This window comes from Streptomyces soli (genome assembly GCF_003999195.1).
GTDB classification, from domain to species: Bacteria; Actinomycetota; Actinomycetes; order Streptomycetales; family Streptomycetaceae; genus Actinacidiphila; species Actinacidiphila soli.
Genome location: NZ_RJVR01000327.1, coordinates 55,928 through 74,089 on the forward strand (window position 1 = coordinate 55,928; position 18,162 = coordinate 74,089).

Consider the following 18,162-nt stretch of genomic DNA (forward strand, 5'->3'; position numbering starts at 1 on the left):
TCTTGATCATACTACACTTGGTGTATGTCACCACGCTGGGAACCAGACCCCGATATCCGACGGGGAAATCACGTCGTCTACCACCTGCATGCCCATTTGGTGTTCGTGACCAAGTACCGGCGGGAGATCTTCGATGACCAGATGCTGACGCGCTGCGCGGCGGTCATGCGGGACGTGTGCGAGTCCTTCGAGGCCGAGCTGCACGAGTTCAACGGCGAAGGCGATCACGTACATCTGCTCGTGCACTACCCGCCGAAGGTCGCCCTGTCCAAGCTGGTCAACAGCTTGAAGGGCGTCAGCTCCCGATACCTGCGGGCGGAATACACCGACCGGATCAACCGGATCGGCACAGGGCCGGTGTTCTGGTCCCCGTCGTACTTCGCGGGGTCCTGCGGCGGCGCACGGCTGAGCATCGTCAAGGACTACATCGAGAACCAGAAGCGGCCAGCCTGACCGTTAAAACGGAGGCGCAGAGAGCTCCGGCGCTCCGCGCCTCCGGTCCAGGCATCGCATTCCCGCCCGGCCTGAAGGCCGGGATTCCCTGCGAAGATCAAGGGATGGACTTGACGGAGATTCCCCGGCAGGTTGGCCCGTACCCGGCGCTTCACCCTCGGCGTCCCTCGTGGTTACACCGTCTCGCCGGACGGGGAGCGGGTGTTCTTTCTGCGTACCGGCGGGGGCGAGGACCCGGTGAGCCGCCTTTGGCTGTGGGAGGACGGGCGGGAACGGGTACTCGCCGATCCCGCGGCCCTGGACGCGCGGTCCGGCCCGGTCCCCGAGGAGGAGCGGATACGGAGGGAGCGGGCCCGGGAGCGCGCGAGCGGTGTGGTCGCGTACGCCACGGATTCCGCCGGGAGGATGGCCGCGTTCGCGCTGGACGCCGGGCTCTGGACGGCCGGCACGGACGGCGGTGTGCCCCGGCCGGTGCCCACCCCCGGGCCTGTGGTCGACCCGCGGCCGGATGCGGCGGGGCACCGGGTGGCGTACGTCAGCGGAGGCGCGCTGCGCGTCGTGGACGTGGCGGACGGCGCCGACCGCGCGCTGGTGGCGCCGGAGGCCGCCGAGGTGTCGTACGGCCTGGCGGAACATGTCGCCGCCGAGTCGATGCACCGGCGGCGCGGTTACTGGTGGGCGCCGGACGGGGAGCGCCTGCTGGTGGCCCGGGTCGACAACTCCCCTGTCCAGCGCTGGTGGATCTCGGACCCGGCCAATCCGCACGTCCCGCCCCGGGAGATCCGCTACCCGGCGGCGGGCACCGCCAACGCGGATGTGTCGCTGCATGTGGTCGGGCTCGACGGCGGCCGCCGGGAGATCCTCTGGGACCGGGCGGCTTTCGAGTACCTGGTCGCGGTGGCGTGGGACGCGCACGGCCCGCTCCTGGTCGTCCAGAGCCGCGACCAGCGCACCACGCGCGTCCTGGCCGCCGATCCGGACACCGGCGCGACGGAGTTGCTGCACGAGGAGCACGACCCGTCCTGGGTCGAGATCATTGCCGGCACACCGCTGCGCACGGCCTCCGGTGCCCTGGTGCGGACCTCCGACGCGGACGGCTCGCGGCGGCTGGTGATCAGCGGGCGCGCGGTGACCCCGCCGGGGCTCCAGGTGTTCCAGGTCCTGGGCTCGCAGGGCGAGTCGGTGCTCTTCACCGCGAGTGATGAGCCGACCGAGGAGCACCTGTGGTCGTACGGGCCCGAGCAGGGCCTCGTACGGATCAGCGAGGACTCCGGCGTGCACTCCGGGGCGGCGGGCGGCGGCACGCTCGTGCATCACGCCTTCACGGAGCGGGGCCACGGAACGCGCGTACTGCATGACGGCAAGCTGGTCGGCGTCATCGCGTCCGTGCAGGCGGAACCGCTGGTCGCGCCCCGGGTGACCTGGCTGAGCGCCGGCAAACGCGAAGTGCGTACGGCCCTGCTGCTGCCGTCCTGGTACGAAGCCGGTTCGGGGCCGCTGCCGGTGCTGATGGCCCCCTACAGCGGACCGGCGACCCAGCTGGTGGTCCGGGCGCGGCACGCGGGGCTGTGCGAGGCGCAGTGGTTCGCGGAGTGCGGCTTCGCGGTGGTGATCGCGGACGGCCGGGGGACGCCGGGACGCGGGCCGGCATGGGAGAAGTCGGTACGCGGTGACAAATACGGGCCCGTACTGGAGGACCAGGTCGCGGCGCTGCACGCGGCGGCGGCTCACTGCCCGGACCTCGACCTGACCCGGGTCGGCTTCCGGGGCTGGTCGTACGGCGGCAGCCTGGCCGCGCTCGCGGTAATGCGCCGCCCGGATGTCTTCCACGCGGCCGTGGCGGGGGCTCCCGCCGCCGACCCATGGCTGTACGACATGCACTGGACCGAGCGCTTCCACGGCCACCCCGACGTGGAGCCGGAAACCTACCGCCGGTCCTCGGTGGTCGCGGAGGCGGCCTCGCCGGCCCGCCCGCTGCTGCTGATCCACGGCCTGGCGGACGACAACGTGGTCGTCGCCCACACCCTGCGGCTGTCGGCCGCACTGCTGGCGGCGGGCCACCCGCACAGCGTGCTACCGCTGCCATCGGCCACGCACATGCCCACCGACGAGACGGTGGTGAGTGCGCTGCTCACCCACCAGCTGGGATTTCTTCGCGATGCGCTCGGTGTGTCGGAGCGGCCGGAGGAGAATTCCGGGAAATCGTGAACACGGGGCCGGGGAGATCCGTATGACCTTGCGAGGGTGGTCACTCGCCCCACCGGGCGACCGCTCCCCCGCCGCCCGGTCCGTACAAGGCAACAGGAAGTGAAGCATGGCCGAGACGTCCCGTACCTCAGGATCGCCGACCCGCCGCAACGTCGTCGCAGGGGTGGGCGCAGCCGGCCTCGCCGCCGCGCTGGTTGCCTGCGGCAATTCCAACAACACCAGCACGGGATCCGGCACGGTGTCCTCCTCGCCATCGGAGGGCGGTGCCTCGTCGTCGGCCGGCGGGAGTGGTTCGGTGCTGGCCAAGACCAGCGACATCCCGTCAGGGGGTGGCACGGTCTTCGCCGACCAGAAGGTCGTGGTGACCCAGCCGACCGCGGGTGAGTTCAAGGCCTTCTCCGCGGTCTGTACGCACCAGGGCTGCATCGTCAAGGATGTGTCCGGCGGCACCATCAACTGTCCCTGCCACGGCAGCAAGTTCAAGATCGCTGACGGCAGCGTGGCCAACGGCCCGGCGACGCGGCCGCTGCCCGCGGCCAACATCAAGGTCAGCGGCGATTCAGTGACGCTCGCCTGAGGCTGGGGCGGCGCCCCGTCGCCGCCGGCTCTCGATGACCTCACCGGCTGTGGTGACGGTCGAGACCAGGGCCAGGGTGTGCCGGACGACTGCCTGCGCGTAGTCGGCCGGCACCCCGGCGATGGCGTCGGCGGGCACCACGGCTTGGTGGCCGAGGTTGACGGCGGCGTCGAAGACGGCGTTGGGCACCGCCACGTTCGCCGAGACGCCGGTGACGACGATCGTGGGCTGACGCCTCACTCGGACACGCCCTGGACCTGCTCCCCCACCTTCCGCAGCGCGTCCACCGCCACCCTGATCGCGGGCCTGCGGTCCGCGTCGGAGCGCCAGACCGCGTAGATGTGCCGGCGCATGGTGTGGCGTACGGGCACCGCCCGCACCCCCTCCGGCAGCGGGCCGCGCCCAAGGCGTGGCGCGACGGCCACCCCGAGCCCGGCGGCGACCAGGGCCAGCACGGTGTGGTGCTCCTCGGCATGGTGCGCGATGCGCGGCTCGACGCCCTTGCCGCGCAGGGTGAACAGCAGCCATTCGTGGCAGAAGCCGCCGTCGGGCCAGGCGATCCAGTCGTCGTCCGCCAGCTCGACGAGGTCGACCTCGGCCCGGTCCGCGAGGGGGTGGCCGGGCGGCAGCGCCACGTCGGCGAGGTCGTCGAGCAGCGGCGCCTTGGCGAGCCCGCCGGGCAGCGACATCGGCTTGTTGTACCAGTCGAGGACGACCGCCAGGTCGATGTCGCCGCGCAGCAGCTTGACCAGCGCGGGCTCGGGCTCCATCTCCTGGACCATCGCCCGCAGCTTCGGGTACTCCTGCCGCATCGCCAGCAGCGCCTGCGGGAACAGCCCGCGTACGGAGGTCGGGAACGCCCCCATGCGCAGCTCGCCGACCGGCGCTCCGCGGTGCGCCTCCAGGTCGGAGTGGGCCAGCTCGACCAGGGACAGGATGCGCCCGGCGTGCCCGGACAGCAGCTTGCCGGCGTCGGTGAGCCGGACGCCGCGGCCGTTCTTGGCGAGTAGCTGCTGACCGGTCTCGCGTTCGAGCTTGCTCATCTGCTGGGAGATGGCGGAGGTCGTGACGTGCAGGACGTCGGCGGCCGCGCTCACGGAACCGTAGGTCGACACGGCGTGGAGGATGCGGAGCCGCTCCAGGTTCAACATGTAAGTGATCCTACGCGATCGCGGTTACGCAATCTCCCTTGTCCTAAGAGGTCGCAAGGGCCATGGTGTACGGCATGAGCGCAACCACCCCCGCACGGCCCGCCGCAACATCCGAACCCGCCCCGTCCGCTGTCGCGGTTGACCGCCCCTCGCGCCGTCCGGCGCTCGACTGGCGGATCCGCTGGACCGTACTCGCGCTCATCTGGGGCTTCAGCTTCCTCCTCATCAAGGTCGGTACCGAGGCCTTCGCCCCGCTCCAGGTCACCCTGGGCCGCATGGGCTTCGGCACGGCGGTCCTCGTCGCCACTGTCGGGGTCAAGCGGGAGCGGATCCCGCGCGGGGCGTGGACCTGGGGGCATCTGGCGGTCGCGGCTTTTCTGCTCAACACGCTGCCGATGTCGCTCTTCTCGTACTCCGAGCTGACCATCCCCTCCACCCTCGCCGGGATCTGCAATGCCACGACCCCGCTGTGGAGCATGGTGCTGTCGGTCGTCGCCTTCTCCGAGGACCGGCCGACCCGCCAGCGGGTGATCGGGGTCGGCGTCGGCTTCCTCGGCGTCCTCACCGTCCTCGGCGCCTGGCAGGGCTTCTCCGGGCAGGACCCGGCCGGTACGGCGATGGCTCTGGCGGCCGGCGCCAGCTACGCCGTCGGCTGGATCTACGTCCGCCGGACCCTGAGCGACAGCGGCAACTCGGCCCTGTCGATGTCGGCGCTCCAACTGCTGCTCGCCACCGCCCAGCTCGCGATCGTCACCCCGCTCTTCACTTCCGTGCCGGCGTCGTTCCCGGTCGTGCCGCTGCTCGCGGTCATCGCCCTGGGTGCCATCGGCACCGGTTTCGCCTTTCTGGTGCAGTACCGCCTGGTCGCCGAGAAGGGCCCGACCATCGCGACCATGGTCACCTACCTCATCCCGGTCATCGCCACCGCGGCGGGCGTCACGATCCTCGGCGAGCACCTGAGCTGGAACGAGCCGGTCGGCGCCCTGGTCGTGCTGGCCGGCGCCGCCCTGACGCAGCGCCGGCCCCAGGACCGGCCCCAGGATCAGCCTCAGCCGAAGCGCCCGGCCCGGTAGGGGCGCACCGCGTCGGCGATGGCGTCCGCCAGGGCCGGCAGCTCACCGGCGTCGAGCGGTGACACGGTCACCCGTACGCCAGGTGGCGAGGCCAGCCGGAAGCGGGCGCCCGGGGCGACGGCCCAGCCGGACTGGAGGAGGCGGGTGACCGCGCCGGTCTCGTCGGGCACCGGGACCCAGACATTCATGCCGCTGCGCCCGTGGGCGGGTACGCCCCGCTCGGCCAGCGCCCGCAGCAGCCCGTCCCGGCGCTCGGCGTAGGAGGCGGCGACCGCGTCGGCGTCCACGGCGCCGGTGCGCCACAGGTGCACCACGGCGTCCTGGAGGAGATGGCTGACCCAGCCGGGCCCGAGGCGGTGCCGGCCGCGGACCCGGTCGACGGTGACCGGGTCGCCGGTGAGCACGGAGAGCCGCAGGTCGGGGCCGTACGCCTTGGCGGTGGACCGCACCAGCATCCAGTGCCGGGTGCTGCCGGCCAGCGGGCGCAGCGGCAGCTCGACGAGGCCGTGGACGTGGTCGTCGTCGATGACGAGCACGTCCGGGTGTCCGGCCAGCACCGTACGCAGTTCGGCCGCCCGCGCGGCGGAGATCACGGCCCCGGTCGGATTCTGGCCCCGGTCGGTGACCACCAGGGCTCGCGCGCCCTGCGCCAGCGCCCGCTCGACGTCGCCGGGCAGCGGGCCGTCGTCGTCCACCCCGACGGGCACCGGCCGCATCCCCAGCGCCGTGAGGATGTCGAAGACGCTGCCCCAGCCCGGGTCCTCGACGGCGACCGCGTCGCCGGGGCGCAGATGCGCGGTGAGGGCGCGCTCGATGGCGTCCAGCGAGCCCGAGGTGACGCCGATCGGGCCGTCCGGCACGCGGTCGGCGTCGAAGGCCTCGCGGGCCAGCCGGCCCAGTTCCTCGTCCACGGCTGAGCCGCCGTACAGCATCGGGCGCTGCGCGTGCCGGGCCGCCGCGGCCGCCAGCGCGTCGGCGAGCCGGGGCAGCAGCGCGAGGTCCGGATTGCCGGTGGCCAGGTTCCGTACGCCCGGCGGCACCTCGATGCTGATCTCGTCCCGGGCACTGGTCGCGGGGCGAGGGCGTACCCGGCTGCCACGCCGGCCCGCCGTCTCGATCACCCCCCGGTCGCGCAGCAGGCGGTAGGCCGCGGCGACGGTGTTCGGGTTCACGCTCAGCTCGGTGGCGAGCTCGCGCAGCGGCGGCAGGGTCGCCCCGGGTTGCAACGCGCCCTCGCCGATGGCGCGTTCGACGTCGGCGGCAATTTCGGCTGCGCCGCGCCCGGTGATCGTATAGTCTCCTAGCACAAACAAGATTATGCACTAGTTCAAAGGATCGCGCCATGACCGACACTGCCGAATACCGGGCGACCGACCGCACCGTCCCCACCCGCAGCGCCGACCGCGCCTCCTACGACCGCGAGCTGGTCCACTCCATCCTCGACGAGGCCTACGTCTGCCACCTCGGCTTCGTCCGCGACGGCGCGCCCGTCGTCCTCCCGACGCTCTACGCCCGCGTCGGCAACCGGCTCTACGTTCACGGCTCCACCGGATCCCGCCCGCTGCGCGGCGCCGCCGCCGACCCGGGCCTCGCGGTCTGCCTGACGGTCACGCACGTGGACGGTCTCGTGCTGGCCCGCTCCGCCTTCCACCACTCCATCAACTACCGCTCGGTCGTCGTCCACGGCACCGCCCGCCAGGTCGCCGACCCGGCCGAGCGCGCCGAGGCGCTGGACGCCCTGGTCGACCACATCGTCCCGGGCCGGGCCGACGACTCCCGGCGAGCCAACGCCAAGGAGCTCGCCGCCACCGCCGTCATCCGCCTCGGCCTCGACGAGGTCTCCGCCAAGGTCCGCACCGGCGGCCCCAACGACGACCCCGAGGACCTCGCCCTCCCCCACTGGGCCGGCGTCCTGCCCCTCTCGCGTACGCACGGCGCCCCCGTCCCCTCCGACGACCTCGACCCGTCCGTCGCCCTCCCCGCCTACCTCGCCTGAGGACCGACCATGCTCATCCACCCCTGGGACGCCGCCCTCAACGACGCCGAGTGGCAGGGCTGGCTCACCGCCCACGACTTCGGGCAGCTCGCCGTCAACGGCGCTCCCGGCGAACCGCCGTTCGTCCAGCCGCTGCACTTCTCGTACGACGCCGGGCGCGGCGAGGCCGTCACCCACCTGGCCCGGCCGAACCCCATCTGGCCTGCGATTGCCGCCGCCCCGCAGGTCACCCTCAGCGTCGTCGACGACTACACCTTCATCCCCGGCCCCTGGCACGCCCCCGACGACGCCCCGCCCGAGCACGGCACGCCCACCAGCTTCTACGCCGCCGTCCAGCTGCTCTGCACGGCGCACATCGTCGACGACCCCGAAGCCAAGGCCGACCTCCTGCACCGCCAGCTCGCCCACTTCCAGCCCGCCGGCGACTACGCCTCCGTCGTCCCGGACCTCGCCCCCTTCGGCCGCATGCTCCCCGGCATCCGCGGTCTCCGCCTCGAAGTCACCGACGTCCGCGCCAAGTTCAAATACGGCGCCAACAAGCCCCGCCCCATGCAACACGCCGTCGCCGCCCGCCTCGCGGACCGCGACTCCCCCGGCGACGCCGCCGCCCGCACCCACCAACTGCGCCGCCTGGCCGCCACGGAGGGCTGAGCGCGGTGCGGGCGAAACCCCGCCCCGCGCACCCTGAGGGCGAACCCCTACGCCGCCGCCAGCCGGGCCTCCTCCAGCCCGAGCCCTGCCACAGCCGCAAGCAGGATCACCGTGCCCACGACGGTCGCCGGCGCGAGGCGCTCGCCCAGGACGGCAACGGCGATGGCGGCCGCGGAGACCGGCTCGATGAGGGCGATAACGGAGACCGTGGCGGCCCGGACGACCGCCGCGCCGGCGAAGTAGAGCCCGTAGGCGAGAGCCGTGGGCACCGAGGCGAGATAGAGCAGCAGCCACAGGCTGTGCGCCAGCCCCTCGGGGCGCGGCAGCAGACCGCCGCCCTCCGCCACCGCGAAGGGCAGGATGCAAACGGCGCAGATGGCGAAGGACCAGAGCGAGGTCAGGAAGGGGTCGCCGCCCCCGCCGTCACGGCCGAGCCGCCGGGTCAGAACCGTGATGCAGGCGTACCCGAAGGCGGAGAGCAGCGCGAAGCCGGCGCCCACCGGCCGTACCGAGGCACCGCCGCCGCCCAGTACCAGCACCGTGAGCCCGACGAGCGCACCGCCGACCGCCAGCAGGCCGCCGCGGCCGAGCCGTTCGCCCACGGTGAGCCGGGCACCCAGCGCGATGAGCACGGGCCCGGCGCCGAGGGTGACGACGGTGGCGACAGCCAGCCCGGTGACGGCGACCGCGCAGAAGTACGCGGCCTGGAAGAGGGTGAGCCCGACCCCGGTGACCAGGATCTGCCGCACCGGCGCGGCAGCCCTCGTACGGCGTCGGCCCCGCCCGAGCAGCCGGACCGCCAACAGCAGCGCGGCGCCCCCGGCGGAGCGCCAGAAGGTCAGGGCCAGCGGGCCGAGGCCGCTGCCGGAGTAGAGCAGCGAGGCGGCGGCGCCTGCGGTGCCCCAGGCCGTGGCGGCGAAGGTGACGTAGAGCAGACCCCGTCCAACAGGCAGGACAGGGGAAGGCACATGGTGATCGGACACGGAGTTCTCCCGCGGAAGAAAAGAAAAGGTCGCCTGGTCCCGTGTGCGGGCAGCGGCGACCGGCCCGTCACCGTGCAATCACCGGCCGGGCCCGGTCTTCCGTGGTTTCGCCGCCCGCGTCAGGCGGCGGGAGGCGGCAGAACGCCGTACAGCAAAGGCATGGTCACCACCCTATACGGGCTCGGGCAGCGGCTCGACAACCGGATCCTGCACCGCCGGCGAGGACCGGGCCGGCTTGGCCGTCTGCGCGACAAACGCCCCGGCCAGCACCAGCACACCGCCGACGATCTGCGGCAGCGCCAGATGCTCCCCGAGCAGCACCCACGCGAAGACGGTCCCGACGACCGCCTCCAGGCAGGCCACCACGCCCGCGACCTGCGGCGACAGCCGCCGTACCGCCAGCACTCCGGTGAGGTACGCGACGACCGTCGCCACCAGCACCACCCAGGCGAGCAGCAGCAGAGCGGGCACGTCCCGGTCGCCGAGCGCGGCCTTCCCGGCGAGGACGGACCATGCCATGCCCCAGGGGCGCGAGACGACCGTCAGGGCGATGGCTCCGAGCAGCAGTCCATAGGCGATGACGCCGACCGGATCGGGCGCGTCGTCCCCCTCGCTGCCGTGGTCGGCCAGCACGAAGTAGCTGACCTGGCAGATGGCCGCGCCGAAGGCGAGCAGCAGACCGAGCGCGTCGAAGGCGAGCCCGGACCAGACCTCGACGACCGAGGCCATGCCACCGACCGCGAGGACGACACCGACGGCCGCTGCCCGGGTCACCGGCTTGCGCTGTACGAAACGCACCCAGCCCAGCAGCAGCGCCGGGCCGAGGAACTCCACGAGGATCGCGACGCCGACCGGGATCCGGGATATCGCCGCGAAGTAGAAGGCCTGCACTCCGGCGACGCCCAGCAGTCCGAAGCCGAGCAGCAGCCCCGGCCGCCGCAGCACCAGCGCTCGGTGCCGCCAGGCGACGGGCAGCATGACGAGCGCGGCGCCCGCCACCCGCAGCCACACCACGTGCAGCGGGTCGAGCCCGGCCTCGATCAGCGGCTTTGCCGCGACTCCCGAACCACCGAACGCGAAAGCGGACCCGAGAGCGAGCCCGAGTCCGGCGTTCCTCCCCTGTGAGACATGCATCGGGCCATGATGTCAGCTCGCGACAGTACCGTCACCTCCGTAGCAACTGACAGGGCGGCGCTGGTCCGGCAACGCCGTCAGCAGCTCCCGCGGTTCCACCCCGGCGTGGCGCAGCACCTCGGCCGCCCGGCACTCCGGGTCGGCGGCGAGCGCGGCCAGCAGGTCGGTGCCGTTGGACTGGGCCACGCCCCGGTCGCGGGCGCGCGCCGTGGCGGCCTTTACGGCAGCGGCGGCGGACGGGCTCCAGCCGGGCAGTCCCGGTACCACCGGCAGGGCCCCCGAGTCCTCCACCGACTCCCGCCAGCGCATGCCGTAGCCGATGCTGCGCTGCACCAGGTATCCGAGGACGCGCACCAGCCGCCCGTCCCCCGACCCGCCGTCCAGGATGTCCCTTACGCGGGGATCGTTCTCCAGAAGTGAGTGCAGCAAGTGCGCGGTGTCGAGCTGCCGGTCCCCGTCCCGCGCCGCGCGCCGGCGGGCGCTGGTCGCTACGGCGCGCAGCTCCACGCTGAGCCCTGCGTCGTCCATGGTGTCGCTGTGCACGGTTCCACTTCATCAAACGGCGGGGTGTCCCGGCATCGGCATGGGGAGCCATTTGCCTCTCCGTCAAAAGAGGGGCACATGTGCCCGACCCCTCCTCCTGGGGGATGACACCGGCCGCAGGCGACCCCTAGGGCCACAGCAGCCCGCGGCTCCACCCGTCCCCTTCGCGTACATAACGCAGCCGCCGGTGGGAGCCGCCGGTGTCCCCCTGGAAGAACTCGGCCTCGACGGCGGTCAGTTCGTAGACCGTATGTCCATCCGGTACGGCCTCCGGCTCGGCCGCCACCCGCTCGACCGCCCGGCGCCGCTCCTCCTCGTACGCCTCCGGGCCGGCCAGCGGCGCGCTCATCAGGCCGGTGAACCCAGCGGCCTTCGAGCGGTCGCGGCGCCCCAGGAAGTCGCGGCGCGCGGTGTCGGCGTCGAGCGCCCGCACCGGTCCCGCCATCCGGATCTGGCGGCCGTGGCGCGGCCAGTACCAGGTCAGCGCGGCGTGCGGGTTGGCCGCCAGCTCCCGCCCCTTGCGGCTGCCGGCCTCCGAGGCGAAGACGAAGGCGCAGCGCTCCAGGTCGACGCCGCGCAGCATCAGCACCCGCGCCGAGGGTCTGCCGGCCGCGTCCGCGGTGCCGAGGGTCATGACATGCGGCTCGGGCACTCCGTCATCGAGGGCGTACGCGAGCCAGTCGGCGAACACCGGCCCGGGCTCGGGGCCCGCGGCGCGCGGGTCGAAGTGCGGAAGAGGTCCGGCCAGTACGGGCGCAGCGCGCATCCGGCGCAGCAGCGACTCGGCGGTCACGGGGGCGTCTCGGTCGTCCACCTTCCGATCCTCACACAGCACCCGGCGTGCGGCCGCCCCGTACGCGCCCCTCACGCAACCGCCGCGCACCGGCGGCCGTCCCTCGGTGTCGACGGACGGCGAAGGGAACCGCCGAAGGAGAACCATGGCCAGACCCCAGCAGCAGCTCTGGCTGCCTGCGCGAGCCGGCCGGGGTCTACGAGCTGGTCTGGGCCACCACCTGGGATGACGCAACAAGCACACCGCTCCCCGGCTCGGTCTGCCGCCGCTGCCCGTGGTCGGGTTCGGCGCATACCGCCCGCGCCCCGGGGATCCACGGCTGCCGGGCGGGGAGGCCTTCCCGGGCCGCAAGTGGGCGCCTGTCCTGCGCCAAGCAGCGGGCCGTCCCTTCACCTGGCTCGACGACGTCATACCGCGCCGGCTGGTGCAGCGGCCACGCTTCCGGCCCGACCGGCTACTGCCGCGGGCGACCCGGCGCACGGGATGAGCGGGGGGCATGCGGAGCGGCTGCTCGGTCATCCGCCGTGAGGAAATACCTTCCTGATGGTTCATCAGTATTGAATGTTGCGGCTCCGGCGGTTACGTTCCGCACCACCCGCCCACGAAGGAGGAGTGGTCGCACGGCCGAGGTCTCCGCACAGGCCCGTATCGCGGCTCCGGCCGAGAAGGTCTGGGACAAGCCCCAAACGGCGACGCCACCCAGCTCCGTATCGACGGCTCCTTCAACGGTGCCGCCGTCGCCCTCATGGCCGGCAAGCTCAGGGACTCCGCGACCGCCGCCCTGGAGGAGTCGCTGCGCAAGTTCGCCCGCCTCGTCGAGTAGCCGGCGGCGACTACGGGTTCCGCGCGGGCGCGAGGTAGGCGTGCATCAGCGCCGTCCGGCCGTCCACGGTCGTCCAGTCGCCCGGGGCGGTGCCGACGTGCCGCCAGCCGCTGCGCTCGTAGAGGGAGATGGCGGCTTTGCCGCCGTCCTCGACCTCCAGCGCGAGCCGGAGGCCGCACGCAGCGGCGGCCGCCTCCGCAGCGGCGAGCAGCGCCTGCGCGACGCCGTAGCGCCGGGCCGACGGGGTGACGAACAGCCGTGCCACGGAGGCCAGTTGTCCGGCGGGCAGGCCGGTGCCGCGGGCGAGTCCGGGTGCCGTACGGGTGATGGCCACGTGGCCCAGCGCTTCCCGGCCGTCCAGCGCTACCCAGGCTTCGAGCAGACCAGCGTGGTGCACGGCGGACAGGGCGTTGACGCAGGCGCTCATGTCCTCGTCACGGCGGGGCTGGATCTTCAGGTCGGCCATCAGCCGATCCTCGCACGACCCGGCGAGGCGGCCGGGGGGAGAGTCCCCCCGGCCACCTCGTTCACTGCTGGGCTCTATGCGTCGTCCTCGTCGGCGAGGATCAGGTAGAGCTTCTTGCGGGCCTCGTTCACCACGGCCAGCGCCTTGTCGCGCTGCTGCGGGGTGCCGGTCGCCCACACCTGGCGGAAGGCATCGACGAGTCCGCCGCCCGCCTTCCGGATCTCGTGCAGGCTGTCCCAGTCGACGCCGCGCCCGGCTTCCTCCCACGGGGCCTCGGGCCCCGCGTCGGCCTCGGTGCGGCCGGCCTCGGTGAGCGTGAACAGCTTCTTGCCGCCCTCGCTCGCACTGCTGATCAGGCCTTCGTCCTCGAGCAGTTGCAGCGTCGGGTAGACCGAGCCGGGGCTCGGCTTCCACGCGCCGCCGCTGCGCTCGGCGATCTCCTGAATGATCTCGTAGCCGTGCCTGGGCTGTTCCTTGAGCAGCGCAAGGATCGACGCGCGTACGTCGCCGCGCCGTGCCCTGCCCCGTCCGCCACCCCGGCCGCCGCGTCCTGGTCCCCAGCCGGGACCCGGTCCGGGCCCCCAGGGGCCGCCGCCGAAGGGCGGTCCGAACGGGCCGAAGGCCGCCCGGCGCTCGTCATGTCCGCCGCGGCCGTGGTGTCCGGGGCCGCCGTGTCGGTGTCCTTCTCCTTGGAATCGCATGATGTCATTCCTTCCATCGTTGATCGATCGCGATGTCTCAACGATATATCGCTGACTATCGGATGGCAAGGCCCAACCGGACCACTTCCCGAAGATTGGCTCTGGCCTGCGGTTTCTCCCGAACTAGGCTCGTGCCATGCGTATTCGTATCGTCGACGCCTTCACCGATCGCCCCTTCGCGGGCAACCCCGCCGGGGTCCTCGTCCTCGACTCCGCCGACTTCCCCGACGACCGCTGGTTGCAGCAGGTGGCCACCGAGGTCAACCACGCCGAGACCGCGTTCGTCGTGCCGCTGCCCGACGACCCGGACGCCGACTGGGCGCTGCGCTGGTTCACCCCGAAGGCCGAGGTCAGGCTCTGCGGCCACGCCACCCTCGCCACCGCGCACGTCCTGGGCGGCTCCGTACGCTTCCGTACGCGGCACAGCGGCATCCTCACCGCCGCGGTCGCCGAGGGCGGCGGCATCACCCTGGACTTCCCGGTGGCGCCGCTGACCGCAATCGAGATCCCGGCGGACATCGCCCCGGCGATCGGCGCCGAGCCGCTCTCCGTACACGAGACCGGCGGGAATGTCGGCGACCTGCTCGTCGAGCTGGCCGACGAGAAGACCGTACGGCGGCTGGAGCCGGACATGACGGCCGTCGCCGCGCTCGGCTCACGCCGGGGCCTGATCGTCACCGCCGCCGCGGACGACCCCACCGCCGGCTACGACTTCGTCTCCCGCGCCTTCTTCCCCAACCTGGGTATCCCCGAGGACCCCGTCACCGGTAGCGCTCACACCGCCCTCGCCCCCTTCTGGTCGGCCTGCCTCGGCCGCCCCCGGCTGACCGGCCTCCAGGCCTCGGCCCGCACCGGCCTGGTGGGCACCACGCTGCGCGGCGACCGCGTGCTGCTCACCGGCACGGCGGTCACCGTCATCGACGGCGAGCTGCACGGCTAGGCAGCTCACCAGGGTCAGGCCGTCGGCAGCCAGCCAACCTTGCCCGCGAGCAGCGCGTATCCCACAAAGGCCACGATGTCGATCAGAGCATGGGCCGCGACCAGCGGCCCGACCCGTCCCCAGCGCCGGTAGAGCAGGACGAAGACGACGCCCATCGCCATGTTGCCGAGCAGACCGCCGATGCCCTGATACAGGTGGTACGAGCCGCGCAGCACCGCGCTCGTGGCCAGGGCGGCGGTCGGGCTCCAGCCCAACTGGCCGAGCCTGCGCAGCAGATAGCCGACGACGATGACCTCTTCCAGCACGGCGTTCTGCACGGCCGACAGGATCAGCACCGGGATCTTCCACCACACGTTCGGCAGCGACTCCGGCACCACCGTCAGGTTGGCGCCGGCCGCCCGTACCACCAGGTAGAACGCCAGCCCGGTGCCGCCGATGGCCGCCGCGACGACCGTCCCGGCGCCCAGGTCCCAGCGCGGCTTACGCAGATCGAAGCCGATCGCGGGCATCCCAACTCGCTCGCGCGCCAGCAGATGCGCGACCAGAGCGACAGGGACAAGCGCCGTCGCAATTCCGAACAGCTGCCAGGCGAGATCGAGCCACGGGCGTCCCGGGGCCTGGGAGGCGACGAGGGTGGCGGCCTGGTTCTTCAGGGCGCCGGGTTTGGTGATCGAGCCGATAAAGCTGATCAGGGACGACACCGCGCTCGCGCCCAGCGAGAGGGCGAGCACGAGCAGGGTCTCACTGCGCAGCGTGCGTCGCTCCAACGAGGGGGCGGCGGTCCCGTCTGGCTGCTCTCCGCGCACATAAACCTCCATTTTCGCCATCCTGCCGCATCCCCGGATCCGCCCCCGCTAGGGTCCTCGAAAACTCGAAAACAAGTGCGATGATCGCGCAGACCTTCCGGGGGGAGGCACCATGGGACGTCATCGAGTCCCCGCTGATTCGACCACGCCCGAGCCCTCCGGGGCACAGCGGGCCCGCCGCCGCACGGTCGGGATCGCCACCGCTCTCGTACTCACGGTGGGTGCCGGGACGTTCGCCGCCATGCGCAACGGCCTGCTGTCCTTCGGCGGCACCTGCGGCGACGGTACGGTCCGGCTGCGGGTCGCCGCGTCACCGGACGTCGCGTCACCGGACGTCGCGCCGGCCCTGAGCCAGGCGGCCCGCGAGGCCCGAAGCGCCGCCGTCAAGTCCGACGGGCAGTGCCTGGACGTGACGGTGACGGAGCGGACGGCGTCGGAGGTCTCGGCGTCCCTCGGCAGCGGAAGCTCGGACGGCTCCGACTTCGAGGTGTGGGTCCCGGACTCCAGCGCCTGGGTCGACCTCGCCGACGCGGGCGGGAGCAGCACCCCGGTGGCGACGATCGGCAGCGTCGCGTCGTCGCCGATCGTGGTGGGGACCGTCGCGGCGCAGGCCAAACAGCTGGGCTGGCCCCCGAAGACGTACACCTGGGCCGCGCTGACCTCGGCGGCCGCGAGCAGCAAGGATCTGCGGCTCGGCGCCGCCGACCCGTCCCGCAGCGCCACCGGCCTGCTCGCCCTCGCCATGCTGAACGCCTCCATCGCACGGCAGGGCAGCGGCGACACCGACACCCGCACCGCCGGTCTGGCGAAGGTGCTGGCCCAGCACTCCGCCCTCGGCGACGCCCAGATCGTGGCGACCCTGCCGGGCGACGCCTCGAAGGACGAGCTGGACAACCCCAAGCGCAACCAGGCGCTGATCATGTCCGAACAGGCCGCCTACCAGCACAACACCACCCCCGGCGACGCCCCCAAACTCGACCTGTTCTTCCCCAAGGACGGCACCGCGGATCTGGACTACCCGTACACGCTCGTCGACCCCGACGATGTCGGCACCGAGCGCGAACGCGCCGCCACCCGAGCATCTCCCTCGACGCCCTCACCGGCAGGCTCAGGAAGCTCGCCGACCCAGAACGCCCGATCCCGCTGATCGCCATCGCGATCGGCCCGGACGCCGACAAGGCGGCGTGCGACCGCATCGCCAAGGCCACCGGCGGCGCCGCGTACCGGGTCAGCGACCCCGCCCAGATCCACCAGGTGCTCCTGAAGGCCGTGGTGGACGCCTCCTCGGCTGCCACCGCCACCTCCTAATGCCTCCCGGGCGTCACTCCGGCCACTCGTGGACCGGCTCCCCGGAGTGCATAAACTCGCAGTAGCGCAGGGTCATCGCGGCCAATGCCCGCTGCCGGTCCAGGCCACGTCCCAGCTCGCGGTGAAAGGCGTCGCGCTGCCAGGTCGCCCCGTTGGTGCGGCCGGCGCAGCGCCCCTCGATGATGCCGAGGTAGTGGTCCCGGTCGACCGGGTCGATGCCCCAGCCGTCCAGCCCGGTGGCGGCCAGCGGCAGCAGTTCGTCGCGAACCAGGTCGACGGCGGAGACCTCGGCGAGGGACCCGGCGCGGCCGTTGCGGGGCCAGCGCAGCACCGCGTCGATGCCGTCGCGGCAGGCGGCGTCGAAGTTGGCCGCGGCGGCGGCGAAGGGCAGCCGGCTCCAGACCGGGCGGGGGGATTCGGCGAGAGCGCGTACCAGGCCGTAGTAGAAGGCGGCGTTGGCGATCACATCGGCGACGGTGGGCCCTGCGGGCATCACCCGGTTCTCGACCCGCAGGTGCGGTACGCCGTCCACGACCGCGTAGACGGGCCGGTTCCAGCGGTAGATGGTCCCGTTGTGCAGGGTGAGCTCCTTGAGCTGCGGCACCCCGCCCTCGTCGAGCACCCGCAGCGGGTCCTCGTCCTCGCAGATGGGCAGCAGGGACGGGAAGTACCGTACGTTCTCCTCGAAGAGGTCGTACGCGCCGGTGATCCAGCGCTCGCCGAACCAGGTGATCGGGCGTACGCCCTGGATCCGCAGCTCCTCGGGCCTGGTGTCGGTGGCCTGCAGGAACAGCGGCACCCGGGTCTCGCTCCACAGTTCGCGGCCGAAGAGGAACGGGGAGTTGGCGCCCATCGCGATCTGCGGCGCGACGGCCACCTGGGCGGCGTTCCACACGGCGGCGAAGCGGGCCGGGGTGACCTGCAAGTGCATCTGCATCGAGGTGCAGGCGGCTTCGGGGGCGATCGAGGCGGAGGTGGTGGTGAGCCGCTCGACGCCGACGATGTCGAGGCTGATGTCCTCGCCGCGGGCGGCCAGTATCCGGTCGTTGAGCAGCATGTACCGGTCGGCGCGGGAGAGGTTGGCGGACACCAGGTCCTGGGCGCCGAGGGTCGGCAGGATGCCGGCCATGACGATATGGGCCCCGACCTCGTTGGCCTTGCGATCGGCATATCCCAATCCCATACGCAACTCTTCGGCAAGCCGGTCCAGGACACGGCCCGAGAGCCGGTGCGGCGCGATATTCACTTCAATGTTGAACTGAGCGAGCTCGGTCTGGAAATCCCGGCTCGCGATGCGCTCCAGCACCTCTTCGTTCATCATGCGCGGCAGCCCATCGGAATCCGTGAGATTCAGCTCGATCTCCAGACCCATGAGATTGCGTGGCCGGTCGAAGCGCTTCTCGTCCAGCAGCCGTTCCAGCCCCACCAGGCACTGCCGCAGCTTCCGGCGGTAGCGCAGGCGGTCGGACAGGTCGAACCCGGTGGCTACGACCTTTTCCCCCATGGGGTGTCCCTCCTCGAACGGTCGGTGATCGGATGATGCCCAGCCTTAAGAT

At 72.4% G+C, this 18,162-nt stretch carries 18 protein-coding genes and 2 pseudogenes; 9 read left to right on the plus strand and 11 right to left on the minus strand.

The annotated features are described in order from the left end of the window. The first annotated feature begins 24 nt into the window (after nt 1–24). The 3 genes from tnpA to EFK10_RS38690 all read left to right on the plus strand — a co-directional run bounded on the left by tnpA (nt 25) and on the right by EFK10_RS38690 (nt 3,238). Nucleotides 25–453 carry an IS200/IS605 family transposase gene (gene tnpA / locus EFK10_RS38680; RefSeq protein WP_127360326.1) on the plus strand — a complete coding sequence of 143 codons (429 nt, stop codon included), beginning with the start codon at nt 25–27 and terminating at the stop codon, nt 451–453. A 132-nt stretch (nt 454–585) separates the two neighbouring features. After that, nucleotides 586–2,661, plus strand: a complete 2,076-nt coding sequence (locus EFK10_RS38685; protein ID WP_127360327.1) for a prolyl oligopeptidase family serine peptidase — start codon at nt 586–588, stop codon at nt 2,659–2,661. 106 nt (nt 2,662–2,767) lie between these two features. Then, entirely contained in the window at nt 2,768–3,238 is a 471-nt protein-coding gene (locus EFK10_RS38690) for a Rieske (2Fe-2S) protein (protein WP_127360328.1), read from the plus strand. Here EFK10_RS38690 and EFK10_RS38695 read toward each other — a convergent pair. Together EFK10_RS38695 and EFK10_RS38700 are read right to left on the minus strand one after the other, a co-directional pair. Then, nucleotides 3,221–3,463 (minus strand): annotated as a pseudogene (locus EFK10_RS38695) (isochorismatase family protein); the annotation flags it as partial. The gene EFK10_RS38690 and the pseudogene EFK10_RS38695 sit on opposite strands and share 18 nt — an antisense overlap. Nucleotides 3,464–3,474: 11 nt before the next feature. Then, on the minus strand, nt 3,475–4,389 hold the full coding sequence (locus EFK10_RS38700; RefSeq protein ID WP_127360329.1) for a LysR family transcriptional regulator: 915 nt from the start codon (nt 4,387–4,389) through the stop codon (nt 3,475–3,477). Nucleotides 4,390–4,463: 74 nt separating this feature from the next. On the opposite strand from EFK10_RS38700, the gene EFK10_RS38705 reads away from it, so the two are divergent. Beyond that, the gene (locus EFK10_RS38705) at nt 4,464–5,462 is read left to right on the plus strand and encodes a DMT family transporter (protein WP_240677735.1); all 999 of its coding nucleotides are present in this window, start codon (nt 4,464–4,466) and stop codon (nt 5,460–5,462) included. Here EFK10_RS38705 and EFK10_RS38710 read toward each other — a convergent pair. Beyond that, nucleotides 5,438–6,769: an aminotransferase class I/II-fold pyridoxal phosphate-dependent enzyme gene (locus EFK10_RS38710; protein WP_127360331.1), complete on the minus strand. Its 1,332-nt coding sequence runs from the start codon at nt 6,767–6,769 to the stop codon at nt 5,438–5,440. The two genes, EFK10_RS38705 and EFK10_RS38710, sit on opposite strands and share 25 nt — an antisense overlap. Before the next feature lie 35 nt (nt 6,770–6,804). Between EFK10_RS38710 and EFK10_RS38715 the strand changes: the two genes are divergently transcribed. Beyond that, entirely contained in the window at nt 6,805–7,458 is a 654-nt protein-coding gene (locus EFK10_RS38715) for a pyridoxamine 5'-phosphate oxidase family protein (RefSeq protein WP_127360332.1), read from the plus strand. Between the two features lie 9 nt (nt 7,459–7,467). Then, nucleotides 7,468–8,109 carry an FMN-binding negative transcriptional regulator gene (locus EFK10_RS38720; protein ID WP_127360333.1) on the plus strand — a complete coding sequence of 214 codons (642 nt, stop codon included), beginning with the start codon at nt 7,468–7,470 and terminating at the stop codon, nt 8,107–8,109. Nucleotides 8,110–8,156: 47 nt separating this feature from the next. On the opposite strand, the gene EFK10_RS38725 is transcribed toward EFK10_RS38720, so the two are convergent. The 4 genes from EFK10_RS38725 to EFK10_RS38740 form a co-directional block, all read right to left on the minus strand. After that, complete coding sequence (locus EFK10_RS38725; protein ID WP_240677736.1) at nt 8,157–9,092, minus strand: DMT family transporter; 936 nt, start codon at nt 9,090–9,092, stop codon at nt 8,157–8,159. 171 nt (nt 9,093–9,263) lie between these two features. Continuing rightward, on the minus strand, nt 9,264–10,226 hold the full coding sequence (locus EFK10_RS38730; RefSeq protein WP_127360334.1) for an EamA family transporter: 963 nt from the start codon (nt 10,224–10,226) through the stop codon (nt 9,264–9,266). Between the two features lie 12 nt (nt 10,227–10,238). Continuing rightward, nucleotides 10,239–10,754, minus strand: a complete 516-nt coding sequence (locus EFK10_RS38735; RefSeq protein WP_127360368.1) for a Clp protease N-terminal domain-containing protein — start codon at nt 10,752–10,754, stop codon at nt 10,239–10,241. 142 nt (nt 10,755–10,896) lie between these two features. After that, complete coding sequence (locus EFK10_RS38740) at nt 10,897–11,583, minus strand: pyridoxine/pyridoxamine 5'-phosphate oxidase (protein ID WP_240677737.1); 687 nt, start codon at nt 11,581–11,583, stop codon at nt 10,897–10,899. A 661-nt stretch (nt 11,584–12,244) separates the two neighbouring features. Between EFK10_RS38740 and EFK10_RS51355 the strand changes: the two are divergent. Continuing rightward, nucleotides 12,245–12,385: pseudogene (locus EFK10_RS51355) on the plus strand (type II toxin-antitoxin system Rv0910 family toxin); the annotation flags it as partial. 10 nt (nt 12,386–12,395) lie between these two features. On the opposite strand, the gene EFK10_RS38750 reads toward EFK10_RS51355, so the two are convergent. Further along, entirely contained in the window at nt 12,396–12,851 is a 456-nt protein-coding gene (locus EFK10_RS38750; protein ID WP_240677738.1) for a GNAT family N-acetyltransferase, read from the minus strand. 74 nt (nt 12,852–12,925) lie between these two features. Beyond that, on the minus strand, nt 12,926–13,552 hold the full coding sequence (locus tag EFK10_RS38755) for a PadR family transcriptional regulator (RefSeq protein ID WP_127360335.1): 627 nt from the start codon (nt 13,550–13,552) through the stop codon (nt 12,926–12,928). Between the two features lie 136 nt (nt 13,553–13,688). On the opposite strand from EFK10_RS38755, the gene EFK10_RS38760 reads away from it, so the two are divergent. Further along, nucleotides 13,689–14,492, plus strand: coding sequence for a PhzF family phenazine biosynthesis protein (locus EFK10_RS38760; protein WP_127360336.1), 804 nt, complete (start codon nt 13,689–13,691; stop codon nt 14,490–14,492). A 14-nt stretch (nt 14,493–14,506) separates the two neighbouring features. Here EFK10_RS38760 and EFK10_RS38765 read toward each other — a convergent pair whose 3' ends face one another. Continuing rightward, nucleotides 14,507–15,310: a CPBP family intramembrane glutamic endopeptidase gene (locus EFK10_RS38765; protein ID WP_127360337.1), complete on the minus strand. Its 804-nt coding sequence runs from the start codon at nt 15,308–15,310 to the stop codon at nt 14,507–14,509. Nucleotides 15,311–15,410: 100 nt separating this feature from the next. Here EFK10_RS38765 and EFK10_RS38770 point away from each other — a divergent pair, with 100 nt between their 5' ends. After that, nucleotides 15,411–16,445 carry a substrate-binding domain-containing protein gene (locus tag EFK10_RS38770; RefSeq protein WP_240677739.1) on the plus strand — a complete coding sequence of 345 codons (1,035 nt, stop codon included), beginning with the start codon at nt 15,411–15,413 and terminating at the stop codon, nt 16,443–16,445. Between the two features lie 174 nt (nt 16,446–16,619). Here the strand turns inward: EFK10_RS38770 and EFK10_RS38775 are convergent, their stop codons facing one another. After that, a complete protein-coding gene (locus tag EFK10_RS38775) occupies nt 16,620–18,110 on the minus strand; it encodes a glutamate--cysteine ligase (RefSeq protein ID WP_127360338.1) in 1,491 nt (496 codons plus the stop codon). Nucleotides 18,111–18,162: the final 52 nt, after the last annotated feature.

Excerpts from the sequence above, each read along its gene's own strand:
- tnpA (WP_127360326.1), top strand. The coding sequence starts at position 25 with ATGTCACCACGCTGGGAACCAGACCCCGATATCCGACGGGGAAATCAC.
- EFK10_RS38690 (WP_127360328.1), top strand. The coding sequence starts at position 2,768 with ATGGCCGAGACGTCCCGTACCTCAGGATCGCCGACCCGCCGCAACGTC.
- EFK10_RS38700 (WP_127360329.1), bottom strand. The coding sequence starts at position 4,389 with ATGTTGAACCTGGAGCGGCTCCGCATCCTCCACGCCGTGTCGACCTAC.
- EFK10_RS38705 (WP_240677735.1), top strand. The coding sequence starts at position 4,464 with ATGAGCGCAACCACCCCCGCACGGCCCGCCGCAACATCCGAACCCGCC.
- EFK10_RS38715 (WP_127360332.1), top strand. The coding sequence starts at position 6,805 with ATGACCGACACTGCCGAATACCGGGCGACCGACCGCACCGTCCCCACC.
- EFK10_RS38720 (WP_127360333.1), top strand. The coding sequence starts at position 7,468 with ATGCTCATCCACCCCTGGGACGCCGCCCTCAACGACGCCGAGTGGCAG.
- EFK10_RS38730 (WP_127360334.1), bottom strand. The coding sequence starts at position 10,226 with ATGCATGTCTCACAGGGGAGGAACGCCGGACTCGGGCTCGCTCTCGGG.
- EFK10_RS38735 (WP_127360368.1), bottom strand. The coding sequence starts at position 10,754 with ATGGACGACGCAGGGCTCAGCGTGGAGCTGCGCGCCGTAGCGACCAGC.
- EFK10_RS38750 (WP_240677738.1), bottom strand. The coding sequence starts at position 12,851 with ATGGCCGACCTGAAGATCCAGCCCCGCCGTGACGAGGACATGAGCGCC.
- EFK10_RS38755 (WP_127360335.1), bottom strand. The coding sequence starts at position 13,552 with ATGCGATTCCAAGGAGAAGGACACCGACACGGCGGCCCCGGACACCAC.
- EFK10_RS38760 (WP_127360336.1), top strand. The coding sequence starts at position 13,689 with ATGCGTATTCGTATCGTCGACGCCTTCACCGATCGCCCCTTCGCGGGC.
- EFK10_RS38765 (WP_127360337.1), bottom strand. The coding sequence starts at position 15,310 with ATGGAGGTTTATGTGCGCGGAGAGCAGCCAGACGGGACCGCCGCCCCC.
- EFK10_RS38770 (WP_240677739.1), top strand. The coding sequence starts at position 15,411 with ATGGGACGTCATCGAGTCCCCGCTGATTCGACCACGCCCGAGCCCTCC.
- EFK10_RS38775 (WP_127360338.1), bottom strand. The coding sequence starts at position 18,110 with ATGGGGGAAAAGGTCGTAGCCACCGGGTTCGACCTGTCCGACCGCCTG.